The organism is Variovorax sp. LjRoot130, assembly GCF_964253755.1.
Lineage (GTDB): Bacteria > Pseudomonadota > Gammaproteobacteria > Burkholderiales > Burkholderiaceae_C > Variovorax.
The window spans coordinates 1,360,001-1,377,814 of the sequence record NZ_CAXURM020000001.1 but is presented as its reverse complement, the minus strand read 5'-3'; the positions used below and the strand labels follow the sequence as shown (position 1 = coordinate 1,377,814).

Genomic DNA, 17,814 nt, shown 5'->3' with positions numbered 1-17,814 from the left:
CGATCACTCCACATAAGTGACTTTCTTCTGCAGGCCGGCGAACGCCAGGTCCAGCAGCATGCCGACGACACCGATCACCAGGATCGCGAAGATCACGTTGGTGAGCGAGAGGTTGTTCCACTCGTTCCACACGAAGTAGCCGATGCCGGTGCCGCCGACCAGCATCTCGGCCGCCACGATCACCAGCCAGGCGATGCCCATGCTGATGCGCATGCCGGTGAGGATGGTCGGCGCGGCCGCGGGCAGGATCACGCGGAAGGCGCGGCGCAGCGGCTTCACTTCCAGCGTGCTCGCGACGTTGAGCCACTCGCGCTTGACCGAGGCCACGCCGAAGGCGGTGTTGAGCAGCATCGGCCAGACCGAGCAGATGAAGATCACGAAGATGCCGCTCACCGACGAGTCCTTGATGGTGTAGAGCGCGAGCGGCATCCATGCGAGCGGCGAGATCGGCTTCAGCACCTGGATGAAGGGATCGAAGGCCTTCTGCAGCAAGGGCGACATGCCGATCACGAAGCCTAGCGGCACCGCGACCAGGCAAGCCAGCAGAAAGCCCAGCCCCACGCGGCCCAGCGACCAGGCGAGCTGGATCGCGATGCCCTTGTCGTTGGGGCCATTGTCGTAGAAGGGATTCGACAGGTGCTTCCACGCGGTGGCACCCATCTCGCCCGGCGTCGGGAAGCCCGCCGACTTCACCTGGCCCGGATCCTTGCCGAGCATCTTCTGGTACTCGATCTGCTCGGCCGACATGCCGGCCTGCGAGGCAGCGCCGCCTGCGGACATCGTCGCCACCTGCCATACCGCGAGGAACACGGCGAAGAGCAAGACCGAGAGCAGCGCCGCCTTGAGGTTCATGACCTTGTGCATGGCGTCAGGCCATCTTGCTGATCGCGAAGCTCTTGACGTAGTCCTCCGGCTTCGCGGGGTCGAACACCTTGCCCATGATCGTGAACTTGGGATAAGCGCCTTCGGGCGGCGTCTGGCCCAGTTCCTTCATGTGCTTCTTGGCATCCGTCAGCAGGAACACCTTCTCGGCGATCTGCCTGTAGTTGACCTCGCCCTTCACATAGCCCCAGCGCTTCATCTGCGTGAGCATCCACACCGCCATCGACTGCCACGGGATCGGATCGAAGTCAGCGCGATCGGGCACTGTCCTGATGTTGCCCAGGCCGTCGGCGAAGCGGCCGGTGAGCACCTGCGTGAGCACGGTCTCGGGCTGGTTGAGGTACTGCGCCGGCGCGATCACCTTGGCGATGAGTTCGCGGTTCTTCGGATCGCGCGCCATCGCCGAAGCCGTGAGCACCGAGCGGTAGAGCGCGGCGAAGGTGTTGGGGTTCTTCTGGATGAACTCGGTCGAGCTGCCGAAGGCGCAGCAAGGATGGCCGCCCCACAGGTCCTTGGTGAGGATGTGCAGGAAGCCGATTTCCTCGAACACGGCGCGCTGGTTGAAGGGGTCGGGGCCGAGATAGCCGTCGATGTTGCCGGCGCGCAGGTTGGCTACCATCTCGGGCGGCGGCACCACGCGGATCTGGATGTCGGTGTCGGGGTTCAGGCCCGCTTCCGCCACGTAGTAGCGCAGCAGGAAGTTGTGCATGCTGTACTCGAAGGGCACCGCGAACTTGAAGCCCTTCCACATCTTCGGGTCGCGCTTGTCCTTGTGCTTATTGGCCAGCGTGATGGCTTGGCCGTTGGTGTTCTGGATCGTCGCCACGTTCATCGGCACCGCGTTGGAGCCGGCGCCCATCGAGATCGCGAGCGGCATCGGCGACAGGAAGTGCGTGGCGTCGTATTCCTTGTTGAGCATCTTGTCGCGGATCAGCGCCCAGCCCGCCGTCTTGACCACTTCGACGTTGAGGCCCTGCTTCTGATAGAAGCCCAGCGGGTGCGCCATGATCAGGGGCGTGGCACAGGTGATCGGGATGAAGCCGATCTTCAGATCCTTCTTCTCGAGCGGGCCTTTCTCCTGCGCCATGGCCTGCAGCGCGCCCAGCGGCAGCACCGACATGATCGCGGCGCGCGCGGTGCTGGCGCCCACCGCGCGCAGGAAGTTGCGGCGCACGCTGTCGACCGGGAACAGCGCCTTCATGAGGCTGGCCTCGAGCTTGGCGTTCGAGTCTTCGATGGCGCCCACATGCTCGCCGGGCGCATGGTCGCGCCCGCACGCGCAGCGCATCACCAAAGGCCGGTCGGCGTCGTAGGGGTCGCAGGCTTTGGCGTCAGGCAGTAGGGACATGGTGCACCTCGTTGAAAAGATGCAGCAGCGATGCAAGGGCCGGGCCGGTTGCGCACCTGCGCGGCCTCTTCACGCCTCTTCACGCGAAATCGCGGGAGGCCGGTCGACGCCGTGTAGGGCCAGCACTACATGGATGTCGGCTTGGCGTGCCGTTCGGCATACAAGGCGAGCTCGACGTCGTTCTTGGTACCGGTCTTTTCGAGGATGCGCGCACGGTAGGTGCTGACCGTGTTGGGCGCCAGGCCGAGCTGCGCACCGATTTCGCTCACGGTCTGCCCGGCCGTGAGCAGGCGGAACACCTGGTGCTCGCGGTGCGAGAGCGCCTCGGCGCCCAGCGCCGATGCATTGCCGACGGCGGCCGCCAGCGCCTCGGCCGTGGCGGCCGACACATACCTGCCGCCGGCCGCCACCTTGCGCACCGCACCGACCATGTCGTCCGGATCGGCGCTCTTGTTGAGGTAGCCGGCCGCGCCCAGCTTGATGCAGCGCACGGCGTACTGCTTCTCGGGGTAGGTGCTGAGCATCAGCACCGGCAGCGCGGGCCACTGTTTGCGCAGCGCCTGCAGCACGTCGAGGCCGTCGCGCGCCGGCAGCGCGATGTCGAGCAGCACCACGTCCAGGCCCTGCGTGCCGCCGAGCGCGGCCACGCTCTCCAGCACCTCGGGGCCGGTCTGCGCCTCGGCCACGACCAGCATCTCGGGCACGCCGTTCGACAGGTCGCCCAGCACCTGCTTCAGGCCTTCGCGCACGATGCGGTGGTCGTCGCCGATCAGCACGCGGATGTCTTTGGGCTTCGTCACAGCGGCATCTCCAGCTGGAACACGCTGCCGGCGCCGGGCTCGCTCTCGATCTCGATGCGCCCGCCGAAGTGGCGTGCGCGCTCGCGCATGCCGAGCACGCCGTAGGCGGTGGCAGCTTCGAAGACATGGGCCGGAGCGCCGATGCCGTTGTCGCGCACGGCGATGCGCAGCAACGACGCATCGGCCTCGATGCGGATGTCGAGCCGCGAGGCTTTCGCATGGCGGCCGACGTTGCTGAGCATCTCCTGGAAGATGCGGAACACCGCGATCGCCGCCGGTTCGGGCAGCTCGATGCCGGGCTGCACCTCCATGTGCCAGGCCAATTCGAGCTCGGCCGACTGCACGAACTCGTGCGCCTGCCATTCGAGCGCGGCCCACAGGCCTTGGTGATCGAGGATGCTGGGCCTCAAGTCGGTGATGATGCGGCCGACGTTGTCGACCGCGCGCTCGATCAGCCCGCTCATGTTCTGGCACTTGCCGCGCATGAGCGTGCGCATGTCTTCGGCGGCTGCCGGGCTGCGCTCCTGCTGTTCGCCGAGACGCTTGCCGATCCAGTTGACGTCCATCTTGAGCGCCACCAGCAGGCTGCCGAGTTCGTCGTGCACCTCGCGCGCGATGCGCGTGCGCTCGTCCTCGCGCACCTTGTCGAGCCAGGCCGAGAGCTCGCGCAGCTTGGCCAGCGCGTCGCTCAGCTCGCGCGTGCGCTCGTCGACGCGCAGGCCCAGCTCGTCCTTGGCCTGCTGCAGCGCGCGGGCCGCGCGGCGGCGCTCGGTGATGTCGACGAAGGTGATGACGGCGCCGCGCACCTGGGCGCCGTCCACGATGGGGTGGCTCGAATACTCGACCGCGAAAGCGCTGCCGTCGGCGCGCCAGAACACCTCGGTGTCGATGCGGCAGGGCAGGCCGCGGCGGAAGGCGTTGAAGATCGGGCAGTCGGTGTCGGCGTAATGCGAGCCGTCCGGGTGCGAGTGGTGAGTGAGCTCGTGCATGTTGCGGCCCAGCACCTCGGCCTGCGGGTGACCGAGCATCTGCGCGCCGGCACGGTTGATGAACATGCAGTGGCCGTCGAGGTCGATGCCGAAGATGCCCTCGCCGGTGGACTCCAGCAGGAGCCCGAGCTGGTGCTGCCAGAGCGGGTGGCTGGCCGGTGTCGGCAGGACGGGTGTCTCCATGCACCAGATGCAAGCAACAGGCGTGCCGGGTTGGTGCACCCCGATAATCGACACCCAACGCCATTCACGACCAAGGAGACCTCGCGTGCCCGACCTTTCCCGGATCACCTGCATCGAAGACCTGCGAGTGATCGCCAAAGAGCGCGTGCCGCGCATGTTCTACGACTATGCCGACTCCGGCTCCTGGACCGAGGGCACCTACCGCGCGAACGAAAGCGACTTCCAGAAGATCAAGCTGCGCCAGCGCGTGGCCGTCAACATGGAGGGCCGCTCGACCGCCAGCACCATGATCGGCCAGGAGGTCGCGATGCCGGTGGCCATCGCGCCCACGGGGCTGACCGGCATGCAGCACGCGGACGGCGAGATCCTCGGCGCGCGCGCGGCCAAGGCCTTCGGCATTCCGTTCACGCTCTCGACCATGAGCATCTGCTCGCTGGAAGACATCGCCGAGCACACCGACCGGCATCCCTTCTGGTTCCAGCTCTACGTGATGCGCGACCGCGACTTCATCGAGCGGCTGATCGAGCGCGCGCGCGCCGCCAACGTCTCGGCGCTGCAGCTCACGCTGGACCTGCAGATCCTCGGCCAGCGGCACAAGGACATCAAGAACGGCCTCACTGCGCCGCCCAAGCCCACGCTCGCCAACCTGATGGACCTGGCGACCAAGCCGCGCTGGTGCATGGGCATGCTGGGCACCAAGCGCCGCACCTTCGGCAACATCGCGGGCCATGCGAAGGGTGTGAAGGATCTGTCGTCGCTCTCGTCCTGGACGGCCGAGCAGTTCGACCCGACGCTGAGCTGGGCCGACGTCGAGTGGATCAAGAAGCTCTGGGGCGGCAAGCTGATCCTGAAGGGCGTCATGGATGTGGAAGATGCGCGCCTCGCGGCCTCCAGCGGCGCCGATGCGCTGATCGTCTCGAACCACGGCGGGCGCCAGCTCGACGGCGCGCCCTCCTCCATCGAGGCGCTGCCGGCGATCGCCGAGGCGGTGGGCACCGAGATCGAGGTCTGGATGGACGGCGGCATCCGCAGCGGCCAGGACGTGCTGAAGGCGCGCGCGCTGGGCGCCCGTGGCACGCTGATCGGGCGCAGCTTCCTCTACGGCCTGGGTGCCTTCGGCCAGCCCGGCGTGACGCGCGCGCTGCAAATCATCCAGCGCGAGCTCGATCTCACGATGGCGTTTTGCGGCCGCACGCAAATCGACGAGGTGGATTCGAGCATCCTGCTGCCGGGCACGTTCTAGGGCCTGTTAACAGGCCCTAGCGCACCGGCACGCGCGATTCGAGCGGCGGCGGGCTGCGGTAGTCGGGCTTGAAGCGGCAGCGGTCCTTGCCGCCGTCGTTGAAGGTGGGCTCGAAGGCGGCGCAACGCGTCGCCAGCGAAGCCGGCGTGGGCTTGTCGCCCTTGTCGATCCAGTCCACGAGCGCCGCGAACAGCGCAGGGTATTCGGGCTCGCTCAGATAGCTGTGCTCGGATTCATCGCTGAAGCTTTGAACCAGGCGGTCGTCGGTGCCGGCGCTTTCGCGGATCGCGCGGTAGGCACTCTCCAGTTCGACGAAAGCGGTCGGGTCGTGGATCGCGTGCAGCGTGAGCGTGGGGAGGGTGGTGCGGCCGGTGGGCCGGCTGTCGCTCGCGAGCGCGCCCTGCGCCTGCGGATCGGCCGCATAGCGCAGCACGCCGGCATTGAGCGCCGCATCGTCGGCCGAGCCCTGGTAGATGACGCCGACATTGCCGAAGGGATTGCGGCCGCCCAGGCGATCTTGCGCCAGGTCCTGGAACAGCCAGGTCGCCCAGTTGAGATGGCCGACCAGCGTGCGCTCGGGAATCTTCACCACCGAGAGGATGGTCTTCAGCCGCGCCGCCTGCTCGGGCGAGCGCTGCGCGGCCGGCATGCCCACGCCGGTGCAGGCCTTCACGCGCTCCGCGAGTTCGGCGCGCGTGAGCTTCGAATCCTTCGGCAGGCCCATCCACAGCGGGTACTGCGGCTCCTCGGGTTTCGGATGGTTGCGGCAGACGTACTGGTAGACCACGCGCAGGTCGAGCCGGAACTCATAGGCGCTGTTGCCGCCGCCGAGCACGCCGTTGGTCAGCAGCACGCCGTCGTAGGGACCCGGCTTGCCGTCGACCTGCGCATAGAGCTCGGCCGCCTTCGAAGCCACGGCGCCGCCGTAGCTCTGGCCGTGCAGCAGCGTGCGGCGCGGTGCGCCGAAGTGCGCAACGAAGAGCCCGCGCAGGCGCTCGGTGTCCTCGGCCGCCATCGTCACGCCGTAGCCGCCGCGCCGGTAGGTCGAGCCGGCCCAGGCATAGCCGGTATTCACCGTGACGGCCCAGCGCTCCAGGTCCTTCCGGCTGCGCTCGAGCGCCGGCGGGCCGGTCTCAGGGCCGCCGTGCGCATGCATGACCAGCACCTTGTTCCAGTCGCGCGGGATCGCGATCCAGTAGAAGGCGCCGGCGCCGTCCTGGCCGGTGTAGCAGCGCGCGGTGCTCGGCACCGGGGCCGGGCAGCTCGCCGGCGCCGGCGATGCCGCGTGGGTGGCCCATGCAGCCGCGAGGCCGACGAGCAGGACGAGGATCGCTTCCTTTTTCTTCATCAATGCCGCACTCCGAGTTCCAGCGCCGCGTTCGAACCCGAGGTGGACACGAAGCCGAGGACGCCCTGGTTGAAGATGAAATTGCCGGGGCGTCCGGCATCGGCCTGCACGACGCCGACCACGGGCGTGTCGTAGCCGAGCGCGGCGGCCGCGCCGCCCAGGTTGAAGCTGCTGCCTGCGACGGTGGCCTCGCGCGTTTCGCCCTGCACGCTGGCAACGGCGTAGACGCCGTCGGCCGCACCGGGGGCCAGGCTCTGCTGGATCGCCAGCAGGCGCATGCCCTGGTTGGCCGTCGACTCGCGCACCAGGTGCAGCGGCACCGCAGCGCCGTTGACCAGGCCGATCACCATCGAGCCGCTGAGCGTGCCGCCGGTGGTGGTGGCGCCGCCGGTCGGCGAGGTGGTGTGGACGTCGAAGGCGCCGCGCGCGGCGGTCCAGCTGATGTAGCCCTTCTCGGTCTGGGTGCAGTTGGGGTCGTAGGTCATGAAGCGGCCGGTCACCGGGTCGCGGCAGTACTGGAAGGTACCCGCATTGCGCAGCCGCACGGCCGCGGCATGGGCCGAGGTGCCGCCCGTGCCCTGCTGCACGCCGACCGCGTTGAAGATGTTCGCGACCGGGTTGAACACGGTCGGCGTGGCGGCGTTCTCGAAGGTGTTGCGGAAAGCGACGAGCGGCAGGAAGCTGCTGCCCGCGGGCGCCGCCACGCCCCCCTGCAGGACGCCGCCGGCGGCGAAGCTGAAGACCGCGCCGTTCTCGGTGCTGCCGTAGCTGCAGTTGCCCTGCGCGATCAGTGTGCCGCTGCGCTGCGTGCCGGCCGCGCGCTGCAGGCTGGCATCGATGGTGACCGTGTAGGCCATCATCGACGGATCGACGAGCACGTCGAGCTCCTCGCCCGAACTGTTGCCGCCCTTGTAGTGCGTGGCCGCGGCCGGCAGATTCGGACAGGCGAGCGGGTCGCCCGCTTCCTGCACGCAGCTGTAGTTAATCGCCGCATCGAGGCTGCCGCTGCCGCGGTACTTGGGCCAGGCCGGGAACTGGCACAGCGGCCGCGTGCGGCCGAAGCTGCCGGCCACGCTGTCCATCGCCACGCCGGTGGCCGGCGCCAGGCCGCCTTCGACCCAGCCTTCGAGCGCCGCGAGCGAGTCCCAGGCCGGGATGAAGACGCCGGTGCCGTGACCCATGCCGGGCACTGTGTAGAAGCGCACGCCGCGGTCCACCGCGTCCTGGCCGACGGTGGCGATCAGCTGCTGGTAGTAGTCGATGGTGGAATTGGGACTGATCACTTCGTCGGCCAGCCCGTGCAGCAGGATCAGCCGTCCGCCGCGCGAGAGGAAGGGTCCGAGCTGCGGGTTGGTGGCGTCGGTGATCGCCGACACCTCGGTCACGCGCGCCGCATAGGGGCCGGGGTCGAACGGATCGAAGCCGAGCGAGTCGAAAGCCTCGATGCGCGTGACGAAGAACTTCACCCACTGGTCGCCGGTGACGTACATGTTGGCGTCGGCCGAGGTCGCGGGGTTGGCAGGCACGGGCCGCGATCCGAGGTCGCGCGTGGTGTAGGGCCCGGCCACGAGCGCGCCTTCGAGGATGTTGTAGCCGCCGGCGCGGCGCACGCCGTTGGCGAGCGCATAGCTGGTGAAGACCAGCGGCGACTCGATCGCGCGGATGCTCGCGAGCTGCGGGTCGGAGAGGCAGCCATCGCCGTTGTCGGTGCCGCCGCTGCAGCGCAGCGAGGCCAGGATCTGCGTGTTGAGCTGGCGGCAGCTCTCGACGTTGCTCACGATGCCGTCGATCGCGCCGTCGAGCCGGTCGCAGGCCTGCAGCACGGTGCGCTGCACCAGCAGGGTCTTGGCGACGTTGACCCAGCCCGCGCCGCCATTGGCATAGAGCGCGCGGCCCACCGCCACGTTCGACAGGCGCGTGCCGCTGTAGTTGAGCGCCGGCTCGTTGGCGATCACACCGTCATAGTCGCCGGGCCAGCGCTGGATGTAAGCCAGCGCGTCGCGCCCGCCGGTGGAGGTGCCGAGGAAGTAGGCCTTCTTCGGCTCGCTGCCGTAGTGCGCGCGCACCAGCAGCAGCGCGGCGTCATGCGTCTTCTTGAGCGACTGGCCGCCGTAGTTGGCCAGCGCCTCGTCGTTGGCGGCGAAGCGGCCGTCGGTGATGCTGCTGCTCTGGTGGCCGGAGTCGTCGCCGAAGGTCGCGTAACCGAGCGCCAGCGGCGCGGGCTTGCCCGGCGGGCCGAAGCGGATGGTTTCGGTGCCGTCGATCAGGCGGCCGTTGAAGCCGCCGCCGCCGAAGTGAATCACCTTCTGGTTCCACTGCTGCGGCAGGTTGACGGCGAAGTTGATCGCCAGCGCGTTCGGGTCGACTGGCTGGATGCTGCCGCGCACGCGGCAGTGCGCGCCGAGCACATTGCCGGGTTCGTTGGCCGCCACCTCGACGGCGGAATTCACGGTCGCACCGCCTGTCGCCAGGCCGATCTGCGCCGCGGCCAGGCTCATGCCGGCCAGCGAGGCGCAGGCCACGCGCGGCGTGATCGGGCCGGGCGGCGTGACGGGCGGATCGGTGTCGGTGTCCGAGCTGCCGGGCGAGCTGGCCGGCGGATTCGAGAAGCCGGCGAAACCGGCGTTGCCGCCGCCGCCTCCGCCGCAGGCGGAAAGAAGCAAGGCGAGGCCGAAAGCGATGAAGGTGCGAAAGCGCGAGAGGCGCATGGGTATGTCTCCGGAATGAGGCCTCATGGGGGCCTCTTGGCTGGGGCACCGAAGATGCGCGACGCCTGACCTAGCGTCAAATAAAATAACAAGCCTTGTTCAATACGAAAAAAATATGGAGATAAGAGCACTTCGCTACTTCGCGGCCGTGGCCGAGACCGGCCACATGACGCGCGCGGCCGAGCAGTTGGGCATCCAGCAGCCACCGCTCAGCCAGCAGATCAGGGGGCTCGAGCGCGAGCTCGGCGTGGCGCTGTTCCGGCGCCATCCGCGCGGCATGGCGCTGACCGATGCGGGCCGCCAGTTCCAGGCCGAAGCCCTGCGCATGCTGCAGGACATGGAGACGGTGAAGCAGCGCATGGCACGCGTCGCGAAGGGGCAGGAAGGCGTGCTCTCGTTCGGCTTCACCAGCTCGGCGGCGGCGCACCGCTTCATGCCCGATGCGCTGCGCGCCTTTCGCCGCAGCCACCCCGGCGTGGAGCTTCGGCTGCGCGAGAACAATGCCGCCGAACTGACCGAGGCGCTGGCCGCCGGCCGATTGCATTGCGGCCTGCTGCGCGTGCCGGTGGCGCGGCCCAAGGGGCTCCGGTTCGAGATGCTGCTGCGCGAGCCGGTGCTGGTGGCGATGCCGCGCGACCATCGCTTCGCCGGTGCCGGCGAGGCGGGCGCGCCCCTGTCGCTCGCGCAGCTGTGCGAGGAAGACATGATCCTCGTGCGGCGCCCCGGTGCGCCGGGGCTGTACGCGGACCTGCTGGCGCTTTGCAACGCGCAGGGTCTCAGCCCGCGCGTGGTGGCCGAGGTGGACCGCATGATGACCAACCTGAACCTGGTCGCCGCCGGGGTCGGGCTGTCGGTGGTGCCGGCGTCGATGGGCGGCGTGCATCCGCACGCGATCCGCTACGGCCCGCTGGCTGGCAGCGAGCGGCTCGATGCGCCGCTCACGCTGGTGTCGCGCGAGGACGAGGACAACCTGCCGGCCCTGCATTTCGCCGCGCTGTTGCGCGAGCTGGCGGCGGCATGACGCACCTGCAGCGCCGCACGCTGGGACGGTGGGGGCTCGCCACGCTGGCAGCGCCCTTCGCTGCACGGGCGGCAACCGCATCCTGGCCGGATCGGCCGGTTCGCCTGCTGGTCGTCTACCCGCCCGGCGGGGTCAGCGACAGCATGGCGCGCGCACTGGCCGAGCCGCTCGCGCAGTCGCTGGGCGTGCCGGTGCTGGTCGAGCATCGCGCGGGCGCGGGCGGCAGCGTCGGCATGGATGCATTGACGCGCGCGGCGCCGGACGGCCACACGCTCGCCTTCTCGGCCATCAGCCCGCTGACCCTGCAGCCGCTGCTCGCGCGCGTGCGCTACGACCCGCTGCGCGCGTTCACGCCGGTGGCCAGCGTGATGCGCACGCCGGTGCTGGTGGTGGGCACGCCGGCCTTCCGCGGCCGCGACTTCGACGAGATGATCGCGCTCGCGCGAGCGCGGCCGGGGGCCGTGCGCTGGGCCAGCTCGGGCGTGGCGACCATCGGCCACATGGTGCTGGTGCAGGTGCGCATCAGGAGCGGCGCCACGATCACGCACATCCCCTACCAGGGCGGCGGGCCTCAGCTCAACGACGCGCTGAGCGGACAGTTCGAGGTGCTTTCGACCAACGTGGCCGCGCAGCAATTGCAGTACATCCAGGCCGGCCGCCTGCAGGCGCTGGCGGTCGGCGCGCCGGCGCGGCTCGATGCGCTGCCGCAGGTGCCGACGCTGGCGGAGCTCGGCTTCGCACAGGCCAACCTGGCGTCGCTGTTCGGCATCTTCGCGCCGGCACGCACGCCGGACGCGGTGGTGCGGCGGCTCAATGCCGAGATCAATCGTGCGCTGGAGGGCAGCGTGCTGCGCGAGCGGCTTCGAGAAGCGCACAACCTGCCGGCCATCGGCAGCGTCGACGCCTTCGCGCGCGAGATCGCGCTCGACCGGCAACGCAACCAGGCACTGGTGGCCGGCCACGCGGCCTTGTTCGAATAGGGCTTCAGTCCTCGGCGGCCCAGAGCGTCGGGTATTGCGAAACGAAGCCCTCCGGCGTGACCACCAGCATGCTCTCGTAGTCGAAGCGCGGCGCCTGGTACCAGTACTCGCTGTCCGCGCGCCGCTCGTAGGTCTGCATCAGCGGGCCGAGGCTGTCGTCATCGAGGTCGAGCCAGGCCGCCGGCGCCTGGGCGCTCTCGCCGAGCTTGAGGTTGAGGCGTCGCAACTGCACGAGATTGGTGGCAGGCGTGAAGCCGAAATCCAGGTCCGTGCAATGGGCCAGACCAGGCACCACCTGGTCGTTGAAAGACCATTCGCCGTTGCTGCCACGCGCGATCGCGAAGTCGACGGCCGCAGAACCGATCCAGCCGCGCACGCGGCCCCATTGCGCATGCCACGCGTTGTCGCAATGCACGCGATAGTCCAGCCGCACGGGCCGGCCGTCCTCGTTGCGGAACACCGCGGCGCCGTCGAGCTGCCACCCGTTGCCGTGCTTTTCGAGACGGCAGGCGTCATGGCCGGGCAGGTCGAGCCGGCGCCAGAACATGGTGGCAACGATTTGCATGGCCATGATGATGTCATCGATGCCCCTCGCGCACCAGCACCCGCGCCGAAGCGTTCAAAATCGGTACCGTGACAGCCGCCCCGATCCGCCGCATTGCCCACCTCGACATGGATGCGTTCTACGCCTCGGTGGAATTGCTGCGCTATCCGCAACTCAAGGGATTGCCGGTGGTGATCGGCGGCGGGCGGCGCAAGGTCGACGAAGCGATCCGCAATCTGCCCGAGGGCGGCACGCTGGCCGACATTCCGGTCGAGGCCTTTCCGCTGCTCAAGGACTATGCCGGCCGCGGCGTGATCACGACCGCGACCTACCCGGCGCGCCAGTTCGGCGTCGGCTCGGCAATGGGACTCATGAAGGCGGCGAAGCTGTGTCCGCAGGCACTGATCCTGCCGGTCGACTTCGACGAGTACCGCAAGTATTCGCGCAGGTTCAAGCAGGTGATCGCCGAGATCGCGCCGGTCATGGAGGACCGCGGCGTCGACGAGGTCTACATCGACTTCACGGAGGTGCCGGGCGGCCAGCGCGAGGGCGGCCGCGTGCTGGCGCGGCTGATCCAGCGCTCGATCTTCGATGCCACCGGCCTCACCTGCTCGATCGGCATCGCGCCGAACAAGCTCCTGGCCAAGATGGCGAGCGAATTCGACAAGCCCAACGGCATCTCCGTCGTGTTCGAGAGCGATCTGCAGACGCGCATCTGGCCGCTGCCTTGCCGCAAGGTCAACGGCATCGGGCCCAAGGCCGACGAGAAACTCCAGCGCTTCGGCATCCTTACCATCGGCGAACTCGCGGCTCGGGAGCGCGACTGGCTCGTCGAGAACTTCGGCAAGGCCACCGGCGCTTGGATGCACGAGGTGGCCTGGGGCCGCGACGAGCGGCCCGTGGTGACCGAGAGCGAGCCGGTGTCGATGAGCCGCGAGACCACCTTCGACCGCGACCTGCAGGCGGTGCGCGACCGCGCCGAACTGGGCGCGATCTTCACGCACCTGTGCGAGAAGGTCGCGGAGGACCTGCAGCGCAAGGGCTACGTCGGCAAGACCATCGGCATCAAGCTGCGCTACGACGACTTCAAGATCGCCACGCGCGACCAGACCATCGACCACTTCACCGCCGACGCGAAGACCATCCGGCGGACCGCCGGACTGTGCCTCAAGCGCGTGCCGCTCGATCGGCCGCTGCGGCTCCTGGGTGTGCGCGTGGGCGCGCTGGTGAAGGCGAACAGTCCCGAGGCTTCTGCGGCCGACGCGCTTCCAAGGGCGGCGAACCGGTCGCGCGGCCTGGCCGATGCGGCGGCGGCTACCGCCTCGCTGTTCTAGGCTTCTTCAACGCACTGGCGCGCCGCCCTGCCACTGAAGTCAGTTCGCGAGGCTGCGCTTGATCGCGAGCGTGATCGCGGTGGCGGGCGCGCATCGCACCCCCGGCACCTGCGGCGTCCTACAGTCGCGCACGGCGCGCGCCAACGGTCTGGTCTACATCAACCCGGAGATGCTCGGTCTGAGCCGGGTGAAGCGCGGCAACAGCTTTCGCTACCGCAACGCCAAGGGCCAGTGGCTGCGCGACGTCGACGAGCTCTCGCGCATCCGGCAGCTGTCCATTCCGCCCGCATACACGGATGTCTGGATCTGCCCGCTGCCGAACGGGCACCTGCAAGCGCCCGCGTCGCGCGCGACCTGCAGCCAGGCAGCAAAAGGACGACGCTGGACCGCGAGCTGGTGCTGGCCACGCTGGTGCGGCTGCTCGACACCACCTTGTTCCAGTACTAGGACGAGGACGGCATGCCGCGCATCCTCTCGTCGACCGACGTCAACGACTACTTGCGCGAGGCCGCCGGCGACAATTTCACAGCGAAGGATTCCCGGACCTGGCACGGCACCGTGCAGGCGCTCGAACTGACACGGCTGGCTTGTTCTGACGTCGATCCCGCGGACGCGTCGACGCGTCACCCGCCATGCGCCACAGCGCCAAGGAGATCCTGAGCGTCGTGGCCAAGCAGCTCGGTAATACGCCGGCAGTCTGCAAGAAGGCCTATGTGCATCCGGCCGTTCTGGCACTCGGCTCGAAACTGGCAGGCGATGCGGGCGCCATGAACGACATCTGGCAGGAGATCGCCGGCAGAACTAAAAGTGGGCGCCGGCTTCACTCCGCTGAGGCGCGGCTGCTGGCTTTCCGGCTTTCCGGCTTTCCTGCATCGGCACTGGTTGGAGTCCAGGCGCGCGCAGAAGGCCGTGCGAGGCGCCCCAAAGCAAAAAGCCCAACCATTTCTGGTTGGGCTTTTTGGGGCTGTAAGAGCCTGACGATGACCTACTTTCACACGGGAACCCGCACTATCATCGGCGCTGAGGCGTTTCACTGTCCTGTTCGGGATGGGAAGGAGTGGGACCACCTCGCTATGGTCATCAGGCATAAAGGGTTGTTGCATTGACTGGGTCAATACAACGAATTCATAGAGTTTGGAATCAGCTTTGAGTGTTTTGAATGCGTCAACTTGGCATAACACCTTGATCGTAGATCAAAGTTATAGGGTCAAGCCGCACGAGCAATTAGTATCGGTTAGCTTAACGCATTACTGCGCTTCCACACCCGACCTATCAACGTCCTGGTCTTGAACGACTCTTCAGGGGGCTCGAGGCCCCGGCAGATCTCATCTTGAAACGAGTTTCCCGCTTAGATGCTTTCAGCGGTTATCTCTTCCACACTTAGCTACTCGGCAATGCCACTGGCGTGACAACCGATACACCAGAGGTGTGTCCACTCCGGTCCTCTCGTACTAGGAGCAGGCTTCCTCAAATCTGCAGCGCCCACGGAAGATAGGGACCAAACTGTCTCACGACGTTTTAAACCCAGCTCACGTACCTCTTTAAATGGCGAACAGCCATACCCTTGGGACCGGCTACAGCCCCAGGATGAGATGAGCCGACATCGAGGTGCCAAACACCGCCGTCGATATGAACTCTTGGGCGGTATCAGCCTGTTATCCCCAGAGTACCTTTTATCCGTTGAGCGATGGCCCTTCCATACAGAACCACCGGATCACTATGTCCTGCTTTCGCATCTGCTCGACTTGTCAGTCTCGCAGTTAAGCACGCTTATGCCATTGCACTATCGTCACGATGTCCGACCGTAACTAGCGTACCTTCGAACTCCTCCGTTACGCTTTGGGAGGAGACCGCCCCAGTCAAACTGCCTACCATGCACTGTCCCCGATCCAGATAATGGACCTAGGTTAGAACCTCAAACACACCAGGGTGGTATTTCAACGTTGGCTCCACAAGATCTAGCGACCCTGCTTCAAAGCCTCCCACCTATCCTACACAGATCTGTTCAAAGTCCAATACAAAGCTACAGTAAAGGTTCATGGGGTCTTTCCGTCTTTCCGCGGGGAGATTGCATCATCACAAACATTTCAACTTCGCTGAGTCTCAGGAGGAGACAGTGTGGCCATCGTTACGCCATTCGTGCAGGTCGGAACTTACCCGACAAGGAATTTCGCTACCTTAGGACCGTTATAGTTACGGCCGCCGTTTACTGGGACTTCAATCAAGAGCTTGCACCCCATCATTTAATCTTCCAGCACCGGGCAGGCGTCACACCCTATACGTCCACTTTCGTGTTTGCAGAGTGCTGTGTTTTTAATAAACAGTCGCAGCCACCGATTTTTTGCAACCCATTCATGCTCCGTTGTTCACTTCACACTAATAGGGCACACCTTCTTCCGAAGTTACGGTGTCAATTTGCCGAGTTCCTTCTCCTGAGTTCTCTCAAGCGCCTTAGAATACTCATCTCGCGCACCAGTGTCGGTTTGCGGTACGGTCGTGTGTAGCTGAAGCTTAGTGGCTTTTCCTGGAACCTCGTTCAGTCACTTCACCAGCAAGCTGGCTCGATCGTTGGCCTCGGTATATGACGGGCGGATTTGCCTACCCATCGCCTACTTCCAACTAAACCGGGATATCCAACACCCGGATGACCTATTAAGATCCGTCCCCACATCGCACTACACATCGGTACAGGAATATTGACCTGTTTCCCATCAGCTACGCATCTCTGCCTCGCCTTAGGGGCCGACTCACTCTACGCCGATGAACGTTGCGTAGAAAACCTTGCGCTTACGGCGAGGGGGCTTTTCACCCCCTTTAACGCTACTCATGTCAGCATTCGCACTTCTGATACCTCCAGCACGCTTTACAACGCACCTTCACAGGCTTACAGAACGCTCTCCTACCACTTGCAATAAATTGCAAATCCGCAGCTTCGGTAACTGGCTTAGCCCCGTTACATCTTCCGCGCAGGACGACTCGATCAGTGAGCTATTACGCTTTCTTTAAATGATGGCTGCTTCTAAGCCAACATCCTGACTGTTTTAGCCTTCCCACTTCGTTTCCCACTTAGCCAATTTTAGGGACCTTAGCTGGCGGTCTGGGTTGTTTCCCTCTTGAGTCCGGACGTTAGCACCCGGTGCTCTGTCTCCCAAGCTGTACTCGTCGGTATTCGGAGTTTGCCTTGGTTTGGTAAGTCGCCATGACCCCCTAGCCAAAACAGTGCTCTACCCCCGACGGTAATACTTGAGGCACTACCTAAATAGTTTTCGGAGAGAACCAGCTATTTCCAAGTTTGTTTAGCCTTTCACCCCTATCCACAGCTCATCCGCTAGTTTTGCAACACTAGTCGGTTCGGACCTCCAGTACCTGTTACGGCACCTTCATCCTGGCCATGGATAGATCACTTGGTTTCGGGTCTACACCCAGCGACTGGACGCCCTATTCGGACTCGATTTCTCTACGGCTTCCCTATTCGGTTAACCTTGCCACTGAATGTAAGTCGCTGACCCATTATACAAAAGGTACGCCGTCACCCCTTACGAGGCTCCGACTTTTTGTAAGCACGCGGTTTCAGGATCTATTTCACTCCCCTCCCGGGGTTCTTTTCGCCTTTCCCTCACGGTACTAGTTCACTATCGGTCGATGATGAGTATTTAGCCTTGGAGGATGGTCCCCCCATATTCAGACAGGATTTCTCGTGTCCCGCCCTACTTGTCGTTAGCTCAGTACCACACAGGTCTTTTCACGTACGGGGCTATCACCCGCTATGGCCAGCCTTTCCAAGCTGTTCCGTTAAGTCTTGTGCTATCACTAACAGGCTCTTCCGATTTCGCTCGCCACTACTTTCGGAATCTCGGTTGATGTCTTTTCCTCGAGCTACTGAGATGTTTCAGTTCACCCGGTTCGCCTCGCATGACTATGTATTCATCATGCGATACCTTTCGGTGGGTTTCCCCATTCGGAAATCTCCGGATCAAAGCTAATTTGCCAGCTCCCCGAAGCTTATCGCAGGCTATCACGTCCTTCGTCGCCTATCATCGCCAAGGCATCCACCACGTGCTCTTATTCACTTGACCCTATAACTTTGACGTTTCTTCACAGAAACCAAAATCATTTCAAGGAATATGTCAGGTCTTTCACCTGACGCGTTATGCCGTCTTCATACTTTCGATTTGACTCGAAATTGAAGTTCATTTGACGCAATCAAAAATTCATGTCGCTGATGGCACGGTCTGCACTAAACCTTTACGAATGTGCAGTTTCCATCAGCAACGCTGATTCGACTCTATGAATTTTTAAAGAACAGCCGATTGATCAAGAGATCTCGATCAACAACAAAGAAGCCTCATGCTCACGCACAAAGCCTCTTTGGTGTTGAATTTCAAACTACCGGTGTATGGTGGAGGATGACGGGATCGAACCGACGACCCCCTG

The 17,814-nt window shown here is 65.2% G+C and carries 12 protein-coding genes, 1 tRNA gene, 2 rRNA genes and 1 pseudogene (1 of these 16 running past the window's edge); 6 read left to right on the top strand and 10 right to left on the bottom strand.

Annotation, left to right across the window (positions count from 1 at the left end; all coding sequences use genetic code 11):
- Positions 1-3: 3 nt before the first annotated feature.
- The 4 genes from ntrB to ACSQ86_RS06885 form a co-directional block, all read right to left on the bottom strand.
- A complete protein-coding gene (gene ntrB, locus ACSQ86_RS06900; protein ID WP_436308645.1) occupies positions 4-864 on the bottom strand; it encodes a nitrate ABC transporter permease in 861 nt (286 codons plus the stop codon).
- Positions 865-868: 4 nt separating this feature from the next.
- Complete coding sequence (locus tag ACSQ86_RS06895) at positions 869-2,230, bottom strand: CmpA/NrtA family ABC transporter substrate-binding protein (protein ID WP_436303092.1); 1,362 nt, start codon at positions 2,228-2,230, stop codon at positions 869-871.
- A 125-nt stretch (positions 2,231-2,355) separates the two neighbouring features.
- Positions 2,356-3,030 carry a response regulator gene (locus ACSQ86_RS06890; RefSeq protein ID WP_093106809.1) on the bottom strand — a complete coding sequence of 225 codons (675 nt, stop codon included), beginning with the start codon at positions 3,028-3,030 and terminating at the stop codon, positions 2,356-2,358.
- The gene (locus tag ACSQ86_RS06885) at positions 3,027-4,202 is read right to left on the bottom strand and encodes a PAS domain S-box protein (RefSeq protein WP_436303091.1); all 1,176 of its coding nucleotides are present in this window, start codon (positions 4,200-4,202) and stop codon (positions 3,027-3,029) included. The genes ACSQ86_RS06890 and ACSQ86_RS06885 overlap by 4 nt, the downstream gene beginning before the upstream one ends.
- Positions 4,203-4,287: 85 nt before the next feature.
- On the opposite strand from ACSQ86_RS06885, the gene ACSQ86_RS06880 reads away from it, so the two are divergent.
- Entirely contained in the window at positions 4,288-5,445 is a 1,158-nt protein-coding gene (locus ACSQ86_RS06880) for an alpha-hydroxy acid oxidase (protein ID WP_436303090.1), read from the top strand.
- A 16-nt stretch (positions 5,446-5,461) separates the two neighbouring features.
- On the opposite strand, the gene ACSQ86_RS06875 is transcribed toward ACSQ86_RS06880, so the two are convergent.
- A complete protein-coding gene (locus tag ACSQ86_RS06875) occupies positions 5,462-6,793 on the bottom strand; it encodes a hypothetical protein (RefSeq protein ID WP_436303089.1) in 1,332 nt (443 codons plus the stop codon).
- The gene (locus ACSQ86_RS06870; RefSeq protein ID WP_436308644.1) at positions 6,793-9,501 is read right to left on the bottom strand and encodes a tannase/feruloyl esterase family alpha/beta hydrolase; all 2,709 of its coding nucleotides are present in this window, start codon (positions 9,499-9,501) and stop codon (positions 6,793-6,795) included. The genes ACSQ86_RS06875 and ACSQ86_RS06870 overlap by 1 nt, the downstream gene beginning before the upstream one ends.
- A 115-nt stretch (positions 9,502-9,616) precedes the next feature.
- Here ACSQ86_RS06870 and ACSQ86_RS06865 point away from each other — a divergent pair, with 115 nt between their 5' ends.
- Both ACSQ86_RS06865 and ACSQ86_RS06860 read left to right on the top strand, forming a co-directional pair.
- Positions 9,617-10,522, top strand: coding sequence for a LysR family transcriptional regulator (locus tag ACSQ86_RS06865; RefSeq protein ID WP_436308643.1), 906 nt, complete (start codon positions 9,617-9,619; stop codon positions 10,520-10,522).
- Complete coding sequence (locus ACSQ86_RS06860; RefSeq protein ID WP_436308642.1) at positions 10,519-11,502, top strand: tripartite tricarboxylate transporter substrate binding protein; 984 nt, start codon at positions 10,519-10,521, stop codon at positions 11,500-11,502. Before ACSQ86_RS06865 ends, ACSQ86_RS06860 begins: the two co-directional genes overlap by 4 nt.
- Before the next feature lie 4 nt (positions 11,503-11,506).
- Here the strand turns inward: ACSQ86_RS06860 and ACSQ86_RS06855 are convergent, their stop codons facing one another.
- Positions 11,507-12,073 carry a putative glycolipid-binding domain-containing protein gene (locus ACSQ86_RS06855; protein ID WP_436292556.1) on the bottom strand — a complete coding sequence of 189 codons (567 nt, stop codon included), beginning with the start codon at positions 12,071-12,073 and terminating at the stop codon, positions 11,507-11,509.
- A 101-nt stretch (positions 12,074-12,174) separates the two neighbouring features.
- On the opposite strand from ACSQ86_RS06855, the gene ACSQ86_RS06850 reads away from it, so the two are divergent.
- The 3 genes and pseudogenes from ACSQ86_RS06850 (at position 12,175) to ACSQ86_RS06840 (ending at position 14,040) form a co-directional block, all read left to right on the top strand.
- Positions 12,175-13,380 carry a Y-family DNA polymerase gene (locus tag ACSQ86_RS06850; RefSeq protein WP_093106828.1) on the top strand — a complete coding sequence of 402 codons (1,206 nt, stop codon included), beginning with the start codon at positions 12,175-12,177 and terminating at the stop codon, positions 13,378-13,380.
- A 169-nt stretch (positions 13,381-13,549) separates the two neighbouring features.
- Positions 13,550-13,657: pseudogene (locus tag ACSQ86_RS06845) on the top strand (DNA topoisomerase IB); the annotation flags it as partial.
- A 182-nt stretch (positions 13,658-13,839) separates the two neighbouring features.
- Positions 13,840-14,040, top strand: coding sequence for a hypothetical protein (locus ACSQ86_RS06840; protein WP_436308641.1), 201 nt, complete (start codon positions 13,840-13,842; stop codon positions 14,038-14,040).
- Between the two features lie 312 nt (positions 14,041-14,352).
- Here ACSQ86_RS06840 and rrf read toward each other — a convergent pair.
- From rrf to ACSQ86_RS06825, 3 genes are all read right to left on the bottom strand, one after another.
- Positions 14,353-14,465 (bottom strand): 5S ribosomal RNA (gene rrf, locus ACSQ86_RS06835).
- 118 nt (positions 14,466-14,583) lie between these two features.
- Positions 14,584-17,456, bottom strand: a 23S ribosomal RNA gene (locus ACSQ86_RS06830).
- A gap of 321 nt (positions 17,457-17,777) precedes the next feature.
- Positions 17,778-17,814 (bottom strand) — tRNA-Ala (locus tag ACSQ86_RS06825); it runs 39 nt beyond the window's last position.